Raw genomic sequence first — 10,213 nt, 5'->3', positions numbered from 1 at the left:
TACTCTTCCACGCCGAGTACCGCCACGCGCGCGCCAGCGCCAGCGCCGCGCGCTCCGGACCGGGATAGGAGGGAACCGAACCGCGTGTCGGGTGCCCGTCCTCACCCCGGACCGCCAGGACGTCGGGCACACCCTCCGCCGCGAGGAACGTCGTGAGGACGGGCTTGTCGGCTTCCCGCACCGCCTCCCGCAGCGCCTGGGCATAGGGTTCGACCGGAACGGCGACCGGCGGGACGAACACGGCGATCACCGAATCGACGTCGAAGGACGTGAGGGCCGTCCGCACGGCCGCCGCGAACTCCTCGGGACCGGCCTGCGGACCGAGGTCGACGGGGTCGCCGACCTGCAGACCCTCACTGCGCGCCGCATCCGCGGCGAGCACACCGAGCGCGGTGGAGTTTCCGACCACGGCGAGCCGGGGGCCCGCGGGCAGCGGCTGATACCCGAACAGCAGCGCACAGTCGAACAGCTGGGAGATCGACCCGACCTGCACCACACCGGCCTGCTCGAAGAGGGCACGGACGATCGAATCGTCCATCTCGCCACCGCTGGCCGCCAATGCGGGCGGGACGGCGTGCCTGCCGCTCTTGACCGCGACGATCGGCTTGTTCCGCGCCACCCGGCGCGCAATGCGCGAGAACTTGCGGGGATTGCCGAAGCTCTCCAGATACAGCAGCACCACCTCGGTGGCCGGATCCGAATCCCAGTACTGCAGGAGGTCGTTACCGGAGACGTCGGCGCGGTTGCCCGCGGAGACGAAGGCGGACAATCCGATGCGGCTCCGTGCGGCCTCGTCGAGGATGGCGATGCCGAGTGCGCCGGACTGGCAGAAGAATCCGACGTTACCGGGGCTCGGCAGCACCGGCGCGAGGGTGGCGTTCAACGAGACTTCGCTGTCGTTGTTGGCCACGCCGAGCGCGTTGGGCCCGATCAGCCGCATCCCGTGCGCGCGGGCGGCGTGGACGAGGCGACGTTCGGATTGCCGTCCGTCCATGCCGGTTTCACTGAATCCCGAAGACACGACGACGAGGGCCTTCACCCCCTTGACCAGGCAGTCGTCGAGGACGGCATTGATCGATTCAGCGGGTACCGCGACGACGGCGAGATCCACCTCGTCGGGGATGTCGCGGACCGACGGGTACGCGCGCACACCGTGGACCGAACGGTGCTCGGCGTTGACCGGATACACCGGGCCGGTGAATCCCGCCCGCAGCAGGTTGGTAAGCACGGCGTTGCCGACCTTCGCGCGGTCGGTGGACGCGCCGATCACCGCGACCGACCGTGGACTGAGCACGTTCCGCATGCTGCGCGCCTCGGCGGCCCGCTCGCGGGAATTGCGCACGGACACCATCGCTTCGGTGGGGTCGATCGCGAACTCGAGCTTGAGCACTCCGCCCTCGAAACTGCGGCTCACCTGATAGCCCGCCTCACGGAAGACCGTCACCATGTTCCGGTTCTCCGCGAGGACCTCGGCGACGAACATGGTCAGGCCGTTCTCCGCGGCCGCCGCGGCGAGATGCTCGAGCAGAATGGGCCCGAGTCCGCGGCCCTGATGCGCGTCCGCGACGACGAACGCCACCTCGGCGGACTTGCCGTCCCCCTCACCGATGAGTCGCTCGTATCGGCCGACGGCGATGATCTCGTCCCCGAGCAGCACCACGAACGCCACCCGGTCGTGGTGATCGACCGTGGTGAAGTGAACGATGTCCCGTTGCGACATGGTCGGGTAGGGGCCGAAATACCGGAGATAGCGGGTGCGTTCGGAGAGCTTCGAGTGGAACGCGACGAGTTTGTCCGCGTCCTCGGGGACGATCGGCCGCAACGCCACTGCCCCGCCGTCCGCCGCGAGCACGTCGGCGACCCAGTGCCGCGGGTAGTTGTGCGCTGCGTCGGGGGTCCCCTTCGCCTCGGTCGTGGCCGCCGCCCCGGCGCTACCCGACGTCTCGGCGCTGTTCGACGCCTCGGCGCCGCCGGTGGTCTCGCTGCCGTGCGTCGGCTCAGTCACGGGGATCCTCCGGGTCGAGTCCGAGTAGGGGGAAGCAGGCGCGGCGAGTGGCGATGACGGCCGAGTCGATCCGCGTCAGGGCGCGGTCGATCGACGGGACCCCGGTTTCCGGTGTGCCACCGGGACCGTCCCAGGGCAGGTAGTCGACCTCGCCGCCGTCGCCCATCGTGTCCGGCAGGTCCACGCTGGGCGCGAGCGCGTGCGCGCGTTCCTGCCAGGCCTCGGGTACGGCACGGCCCGTGTCGATCTCGCGGTCGAGCGCCGCGGCGATGAGGTGGGTCCACGCGCGCGGGACCACCCGGACGAGGCCGTAACCGCCGCCGCCGACGGCGAGCCAGCGTCCTTCGGCGTAGCGGTCGGCGAGATCGCGCATGGCGAGGAACGCGGCCCGCTGGCCGTCGACCGTCAGCGCCAGGTCGGCCAGCGGATCTTCGCGGTGGCTGTCGACACCGCACTGGCTGATCACGATCTGTGGCCGGAACGACACGAGGGCGCCCGGCACGACGGCGTGGAAACCGCGCAGCCACAACGCATCGACGGTCCCGGGGAGCACGGGGAGGTTGACGGCGGTGCCCTCCCCCGATCCCTCGCCGACCTCGCTCGACCATCCCGTGTTGGGCCAGAGCGTCGCCGGATGCTGGTGGAGCGAGATCGTGAGGACGCGGGGGTCGTGCGCGAACGCGTGCTGCACCCCGTCACCGTGGTGCGCGTCGACGTCGATGTAGGCGATCCGGTCGAACCCGTGGTCCAGCAGCCAGGAGATCGCAATGGCGACATCGTTGTACACACAGAAGCCGGAGGCCCAGTCGGGCATCGCGTGGTGCATGCCGCCGCCGATGCTCACGGCCCGGCGTGTGCGTCCCGCTGCGATCTCCTGCGCCGCGGCGAGGGAACCGCCCGCGAGGATCGCGCTCGCCTCGTGCATCTGGGGGAAGACCGGATTGTCCTCGGTGCCGAGCCCGTGCGGGGCGTCCGCACCGAGCACGCCCGACGTCGCCGAGTGCCCGGCCTGTTTGACTGCTTCGACGTACGCGGGAGTGTGGATCCGCAACAGATCCGCGTCCGAGGCGGCGGCGGGCCGCAACAGTTCGACGCCCTCCAGAATCCCGAGGCTGCGGGCGAGCGACATGGTCAGCTCGAGCCGGGTGGGATTCATCGGGTGGTCCGCACTCCACCGATAACTGAGATACTCCGGACTCCACACGACTGCACGGTGCGATACCAGTGCAGCCGAATCCTCCCCGGAACTGAACGACGCGGTCATGAACTCACGCTACTGGTCCCCCGCGGAGGGTGCGAGCAGACCCCGGCACGACCGGCACCGACGCGCTGCGGGGACGGACGGCGCCGGTGGCGGGCAATCACCGGTAGAATCAACCGAGACGAAGGGGTGTGAGTGTGAAGGATCTGGTCGACACCACGGAGATGTACCTCCGGACGATCTATGACTTGGAAGAAGAGGGCGTCGTCCCACTTCGAGCACGTATTGCCGAACGACTCGAGCAGAGCGGTCCGACGGTCAGCCAGACCGTCGCCCGGATGGAGCGTGACGGTCTCCTCCTGGTCGCCGGCGACCGCCACCTGGAACTGACGGAGAAGGGCCGCGAACTCGCGGTGTCGGTGATGCGGAAGCACCGCCTCGCCGAACGACTGCTGGTCGATGTCATCGGCCTCAAATGGGAAGAGGTCCATGCGGAGGCGTGCCGGTGGGAGCACGTCATGAGCGAGGAAGTCGAGCGGCGCCTCGTAGAGGTGCTCAACAACCCCACTACCTCGCCGTACGGCAACCCGATTCCGGGGCTCGCGCTGCTCGGGCTGGACCGCCCGGTGGACGCCCCCGAGACGCTCATCYGGCTCACGGACGTGCCGCCCGGCAAGYCGACCGCTGTCGTCGTCCGGCGTCTCGCGGAGCACGTGCAGTCTGATCCGGACGTCATCGGACAGCTGCGCGAGGCGGGTGTCGTCCCGGACGCGCGCGTCACCGTCGAGACCAAGCCCGGTTCGGTCACCATCACGGTGCCCGGCCACAGCGGGTTCGATCTGTCCGAGGAGATGGCACACGCCGTCCAGGTGAAGCAGGTTCAGGGATAGTCGATGAAACTTCTGGTCACCGGCGGCGCCGGCTATGTCGGCAGCGTCTGCAGCACGGTCCTGCTCGAACGCGGCCACGAGGTCGTCATCATCGACGACCTGTCCACGGGTAACGCCGACGCGGTGCCGCTCGGTGCCGAGTTCGTCGAGGGCGACGTCGCGGAGGTGGTGTCGGACGTGCTCGGCACGAGCGGCACACCCCGCTTCGACGGCGTCCTGCACTTCGCGGCGCAGTCGCTCGTCGGCGAGTCCGTCCAGTACCCGGAGAAGTACTGGCGCGGCAACGTCGTCACCACGCTCGAACTTCTGGAGGCCATGCGGCATTCGGGGACGCGGAAACTCGTGTTCTCGTCGACCGCCGCGACCTACGGCGAGCCCGAGCACTCGCCGATCACGGAGGCCGATCCAACCCGTCCCACCAATCCGTACGGGGCGACGAAACTCGCGATCGACCATGCCATCACGTCGTATTCGGTGGCTCATTCGCTCGCGGCGACCAGCCTGCGGTACTTCAATGTCGCGGGAGCGTACAAGTCGGCCGGCGAGAACCGGGTCGTCGAAACGCATTTGATTCCTCTCGTGCTCCAGGTGGCGCTCGGTCAGCGGGAGAAGATCTCGATCTTCGGAACCGACTGGCCGACTCCGGACGGCACGGCGATCCGCGACTACATCCATGTGCTCGACCTCGCCGAGGCGCACGTGCTGGCACTGGAGTCGTCGATCGAGGGCAGGCACCGCATCTACAATCTCGGCAGCGGTGCGGGTTTCAGTGTGCGCGAAGCCATCTCGGCGTGCGCTCGGGTCACCGGGCTCCCCATTGCGGTCGAGGACGCACCACGCCGGGCCGGTGATCCCGCTGTGCTAGTGGCGTCGAGTGATCGTGCGATCGCGGAGCTCGGGTGGCGGCCGGAGCACACCGACCTCGACGAAATCGTCGCCGACGCCTGGGCATACCTGCAGGAGCTGGGCGACCGGTCGCACGCGGCACGTCGGTGACGCCGACTCGGTCCGCGATTCAGCGGGGCAGCACGACACCTATCGCTTCGGCTCGCTCGTAACCGACGTCGGCCAGGCCCCGCACCTCGGTCGGCCGGAGTCCTGAGTGCAGTCCACCGTCGAGCAGGGTGGCCAACGCGATGCCGGCGAACGGCCCGTCGCCAAGAAGGTAGGCGCAGTATCCGAGCAGCGCCGCCGGGTTCGCGCGCTCCGGGCCCGGGAGGTTGCGGCGACGAGAATCCACAATTGACCGCGAACTCCTTGCAGTCAGCCGAATCGACGCCTATCTGGGCAGGCCCGCATCGGATTGTGCGGGAGCGAACGCCGGAGACGGTGAAGCAGTGTATTGCCGGGCGTCGGGCTCGACAGGGCATGTGCCCTCGCTAGCCAATCAGGAACGGATATTGCGGAAGGCGATACGGGTGAAATCTATCGGGTCTACATGGATCGCGGTTCGGTCTGCAGGAGCGGCGGGCGGGGCGCGGCCGGATTCTCGACGACGCGGCCGAGGGTCGGTTCGCGGTGGTGTGGGCGGTGTGGGCGAGATCGATTGCCCCGGTCGGACGGTCGGCCCGCCTGCGGACTCCCTCCGAGGCTAAATGTCGGAGCTCGGCGTTACAGTCGAGATCTTGGGACCGGGGCGACGAATCGCTGGTGAAGGAGTTGATGGATGATGTCATGGCGTCGCTGGCATCGTTGTCCGGCCGGTTCTATCAGCTGCGGCGAAACAGTATCAACACCGGCTTCGGGGCGGCGCCGCCGCACGGCTGGAACGGTGTACCCGGTGAGCATCTCGGATTGCGGGTCATCTCGGAAAGTGGAGGCGCTCGTCGATCCCGACTTGTGCCAGGTAACGGGGGCAACGAAACTCGGCCTTGGGATGGGTAAAATGGGTGCCGCGATACGCGCCCACGAGGCGAGGCGGGTGGACGAGGAATATCTGAACCTGATCCGGAGCGAGCCGGTCTTCAGGCACCTCGAATCCGAACAGCGCCGCCGCTGTACCGAAATCGAGATGCGTACAGGCCGCTACGTCGCTTTCCGTGCGGTGAATGACCTTTCCCGGGGGGCATCGGCGGACGATCTCTCCGGCGGAGAGCTGTCCGCCTTGCGGGTTGCGGGAGTTGATCCCGGCGATCACAGCACCTGGCCGCTACACACCTCCGGATGCCAAGGCACCCGCACAAAATTCGGAATTCCTTGCTGCGGCCGCGACTACTGCCGTCAGCTGGGCGAGACCCGGTTCGTTCGACTGTGCTTCGTTCCTGGTCGACCAGCATGACCGGGCCGGGATCGACCGCGCCGCGGCAGTTCGCGTTCACCACACGCGCACACATGGCGGTCGACGACGCGACCGGTGAGCCGATCGGCCTCGACGACGTCGACACCCGGGTCGGGTGGCTCCTCGACCTGATCACCGCGGCTGGCGCCGAGTTGGTGTCACGCCTGTGGCAGCCGGCGACGTTCGATGTGCTCGCCACTGGCCTGGACCGCCACGATCGCAGACTGCCCGCACAAGGCCATGTCGCCGCGGCCCGCCTCGGCTGGAACCCGCGCTATCCGGACGGAATCTACGTGCCGTCCAGGGTGGGCAGGGTGGTGACGGCGGACGTTGTGGCGACCCTACGGACCCTGACATTCCGGGACACCGCTATCGCGGCACTGTCGGCCCGATTCGATCCAGCCACCGGGGCTGTGGCACCGCCGACCGAGTCGGCGGACTACGTGCCGCCGGGCTTCGTCCGGGGCGTGCAACGTCAACTCGCCGCACACGCCCGCCGCAGCGGCGCGGCACCGGCTGGCCGGTTGCGGATCACCGACGTCCAGGGTCCGCCAAAGACGAGCGCGATGGCCCAGCTGTCGGCCGCCGACCGGCAACTCGCACAGATCACCATGACAAAACGTGAACTGGTGTTGACGGTGAAGCTGCCCACTGCGCCCGCCCCGGCGGGGCGGGCGCAGTGGCGGCGGGTTCGGCTGACCGCCGCCATCCCAACGCACCTGCACGGCCGGGCGGTCACCGACTGGCATCTGCCGACCCTGGTCCTCGACCGCCGGGGCCTGCTCTGGCGGTGCGCCGCGACCGAACTCGTCCCCGTAAACGACCCGAAATCGGCCGCCGTCGCGGTCGGGGTCGATTGGTCTCCGTCCACGCTGGGTGCGGCCGCGATCGCAGCCGAGGGCCCAAGCGGGTTGTCCTCGGACTATCGGGGCTGGACCTACGACGACCGCGGGCTCGGAATCAAACTGGGGCGCCTGCAGGCCGAGGGGCAGATGCTGCACCGTAAGGCGGCCCGGTTGACCCGGCTGGCCGCCACCGCCCCACCTGAGGTCCGCGCCCTGCTCGAGGAGAAGATCGCCGTCCTGAACGAGCATCGCGAGGCGGTGGGCATCAAGAGAGGGAGGATCAACCGGGAACTGGCGTTCCACTTCGCCCGCCAGGTCACCGACTACGCCGCCGCCGCGGATGCGGAGATGATCGCGGTGGAGGATCTGACCACTCTCGAGACTCGGGACCACGGGCGGGTCAACAACAACCGGGCCGCGCAGTCCGCCCGCCGACGAGCGGTCGCCGCGCTCGCGCACACCGCCGCCGGTGTCGGCGTCCCGGTGGTCTCGGTGCCGGCCCGGGGATCGTCCGCACAGTGTCCGGGCTGCGACGAACCACTTGCACGCCCCGGCGGCTACCACACCGCGTGGTGTCCCCGCTGCCGGGTCGGCGGCAACCGCGACCACCTCGCCGGGGTGAACCTGGCCAAACGCGCGTTGCTCGGCAGAAACAAGGTCACCCGTCGGCGCGGACGACTACCCGCGATCCGGGTGGCCGAACACGCGCCGGTGCGGCCATCGCGCGACAAGAACGGTCCCACCCCGAGCAGGCCACGGCACCGACGGGTTCGCCGCAGCCTGCCCACCGTCACACGGCCGTTGGGGGTGAATCCGAAACAGCATGTTCCTGCACCACAAGCGTCGGTGTGGGACACGGTCAAACCCACACCACCGCACGGTGATGCGGGTAGCCGTGATACACGTCCATCTCCAACGCCCACACCAGTGGCAGACAGTATGAGATAGCCGTAGACGCTGAACCATTCGCGGCCGGCGCTGCCGGCGCCGTTCCCCGCCGTGACGAACACGTCGCGAAGTTCGGTCGGTGTGCAGTCAGGAGCTCTTCGAATTCTTCGACGATCGCGGACAGCTTGTCCAGGGAGATCGCGGCCGGGTCGTGTCTCATGACGGCTCCGACCGACGGGTTGCGCTCCCCGGACAGGCGCACCGCCACGCTCGAGCGGGCGGGCCGGAATCCGAACAGTGCGGGAACCGAGGCGAGAAGGTCGCCCGGGGCGGACAACGTGACGGTGTGCTGGTGCGGGGGCGGTCCCCCGCCGGGATCGCCGGAGAAACCGGAACCGTGCGGGAATACGGGTGTCGTCATGCATCAGACTCTGAAGGGTCGACGCGTCGCCGCACGGCGGGCGAACTGGGAAAACCCAGAGGGCAGTGGATGGGCCGTCGGTTGTGGACAACCGGGCCGCCGCGCCGCGCAGACGCGCCGATCGACCGAGAAGTCGTCGGAGCCCTCTGCTAGGGCCCGCTCAGCTGTTCTGCACCTTCTGCACCGCGGCGGTGAACAACTCGTCGAGCGCGACGGTGTCGGCCTTCGCGTCACCGAAAGACATGAAGGTCGCGGACACCCGCACGTCGCCCACCTGCGCGATCAACGTGACCATCGACTGGGTGACCTTGTCGCTCTCGTTGCCGGACTTGACGGTCCGCCGCAGCGCGAGGGTGTCGTCGGCCCGGACCGGCGGGGCCGGCGTGACCTCGGTGGTGACGGTGGACTCGGCCCCACTGTCCGTCACGGTGACCTCGCCGCACTTCTTCGTCTGTGCCGCCAGTTCGTCGAGGGGAGTATCGGTTCTGGTGAGCTCGACCGAGATCGTCGAACGGCTCGCGTTGTCCGTGCCCACCGCCATGACGGTGCCGGTCGGTCCGTAGTCCTGCGCAGGCGGCGCACAGTCCGTAGGGTCGACCACCGCGCCCTGCGGTACGCCCGTCAGGTCGGGTGCCGCCATCGACACGGCCTGGGCGGGCAGCACGATCGCCTCGTACCGGGCCGGGAAGTCGGCCGGATCGACCAGAAGCTTCGACAGCCCCTTTCCGGACGGCGAACCGGCCGCGATGGTCGTGCTCGGCTGCGCGTCACCGGAGACCGTCGAGGAACATCCGGAGAGAATCGTCACCGCGGCCAGCGAGACCACCGGGACAACCATGGCCGTCCGTACCGCTGTGCGCCGAGACCTCACCGTCGACCTCCCGTGTCGGATGTGTGGTGCTCCCACCCMGAGGAGCCTTTTCCGCCACTCTGCCACGCCGGCGCGCCGACAGCGGGGAGGCTGCGGCTCAGCTGCCGCGGGCGATCCACTCCTCCAGGTGCGGGGATTCGGTCCCGATGGTGGTTCCGTCACCGTGCCCGGTGCGGACCGTCGTCGACGGCGGCAACGCGAACAAACGGTCGCGGATGGACCCGATGATCGTCGGGAAGTCCGAGTAGGAGCGCCCGGTGGCTCCCGGACCGCCCGAGAACAGGGTGTCGCCACTGAACAACTCCCCCGCCTCCGGCAGAAACAGGCAGCAGGAGCCGGGCGAGTGGCCGGGCGTGTGGAGCACGCGGACGTCGGTCCCGGCCACGGCGATCTGCTGCCCGTCCTCGATCGGCGTGTAGGCGACGGCGGGGTGAGTCTGCCGCCACAACACGTCGTCGGCAGCATGGAGGAAGATCGGGGCGTCCAGCGCCGTAGACAGTTCGGGCGCCACGGTGACGTGGTCGTTGTGGCCGTGTGTGCAGACGATGGCCCTCACGTGCCTGCCGCCGACAGCCTCGACGATCGGGGCGGCGGTGTGGGCGGCGTCGATCACCACCACCTCGGTGTCGTCGCCGACGATCCACACATTGTTGTCGACGTCCCAGGTGCCCCCGTCGAGACTGAAGGTGCCGGAGGTGACCACCCGGTCGATGCGCACGCTCACGACGCGACCGCCGATCGTCGAACCCGGTCCGCACATCTTCGTACCCGTGCCGACATCGCGCACCTCCAGGATCTCGTCCGTCTGGGACCG

General features: G+C 68.9%; 10 protein-coding genes. 4 read left to right on the top strand and 6 right to left on the bottom strand.

The genetic code is table 11. The features are described 5' to 3' along the window. Together AC1D1G_RS35065 and AC1D1G_RS35060 are read right to left on the bottom strand one after the other, a co-directional pair. The coding region (locus AC1D1G_RS35065; protein ID WP_477955699.1) for a bifunctional acetate--CoA ligase family protein/GNAT family N-acetyltransferase at positions 1–2,005 on the bottom strand (2,005 nt) is incomplete at its 3' end. Beyond that, a complete protein-coding gene (locus AC1D1G_RS35060) occupies positions 1,998–3,269 on the bottom strand; it encodes an acetoin utilization protein AcuC (protein WP_477955698.1) in 1,272 nt (423 codons plus the stop codon). The genes AC1D1G_RS35060 and AC1D1G_RS35065, both read right to left, overlap by 8 nt. Positions 3,270–3,403: 134 nt before the next feature. Between AC1D1G_RS35060 and AC1D1G_RS35055 the strand changes: the two genes are divergently transcribed. Beyond that, positions 3,404–4,096, top strand: a complete 693-nt coding sequence (locus AC1D1G_RS35055) for an iron-dependent transcriptional repressor DtxR (protein ID WP_477955703.1) — start codon at positions 3,404–3,406, stop codon at positions 4,094–4,096. A gap of 3 nt (positions 4,097–4,099) precedes the next feature. Continuing rightward, positions 4,100–5,092, top strand: a complete 993-nt coding sequence (gene galE / locus AC1D1G_RS35050) for a UDP-glucose 4-epimerase GalE (protein WP_105414579.1) — start codon at positions 4,100–4,102, stop codon at positions 5,090–5,092. 19 nt (positions 5,093–5,111) lie between these two features. On the opposite strand, the gene AC1D1G_RS35045 is transcribed toward galE, so the two are convergent. Further along, complete coding sequence (locus AC1D1G_RS35045; protein WP_477955696.1) at positions 5,112–5,336, bottom strand: DUF4192 family protein; 225 nt, start codon at positions 5,334–5,336, stop codon at positions 5,112–5,114. A 540-nt stretch (positions 5,337–5,876) separates the two neighbouring features. Between AC1D1G_RS35045 and AC1D1G_RS35040 the strand changes: the two genes are divergently transcribed. Then, entirely contained in the window at positions 5,877–6,374 is a 498-nt protein-coding gene (locus AC1D1G_RS35040; protein WP_477955695.1) for a hypothetical protein, read from the top strand. Further along, a complete protein-coding gene (locus tag AC1D1G_RS35035) occupies positions 6,371–8,167 on the top strand; it encodes a zinc ribbon domain-containing protein (protein WP_477955693.1) in 1,797 nt (598 codons plus the stop codon). Before AC1D1G_RS35040 ends, AC1D1G_RS35035 begins: the two co-directional genes overlap by 4 nt. Here AC1D1G_RS35035 and AC1D1G_RS35030 read toward each other — a convergent pair. From AC1D1G_RS35030 to AC1D1G_RS35020, 3 genes are all read right to left on the bottom strand, one after another. Then, positions 8,079–8,528 (bottom strand): DUF4192 family protein, encoded by a 450-nt coding sequence (locus AC1D1G_RS35030; RefSeq protein ID WP_477955691.1) that lies wholly within the window; start codon positions 8,526–8,528, stop codon positions 8,079–8,081. The two genes, AC1D1G_RS35035 and AC1D1G_RS35030, sit on opposite strands and share 89 nt — an antisense overlap. A 160-nt stretch (positions 8,529–8,688) precedes the next feature. Then, positions 8,689–9,354, bottom strand: a complete 666-nt coding sequence (locus tag AC1D1G_RS35025; RefSeq protein ID WP_477955702.1) for a DUF5642 family protein — start codon at positions 9,352–9,354, stop codon at positions 8,689–8,691. 142 nt (positions 9,355–9,496) lie between these two features. After that, positions 9,497–10,123, bottom strand: coding sequence for an MBL fold metallo-hydrolase (locus AC1D1G_RS35020; RefSeq protein WP_477955700.1), 627 nt, complete (start codon positions 10,121–10,123; stop codon positions 9,497–9,499). Positions 10,124–10,213: the final 90 nt, after the last annotated feature.

The organism is Rhodococcus sp. P3_B8 (genome assembly GCF_056402775.1).
Note: the sequence above shows the minus strand (reverse complement) of the source record. Positions and strands in the feature narration are given on the sequence as shown.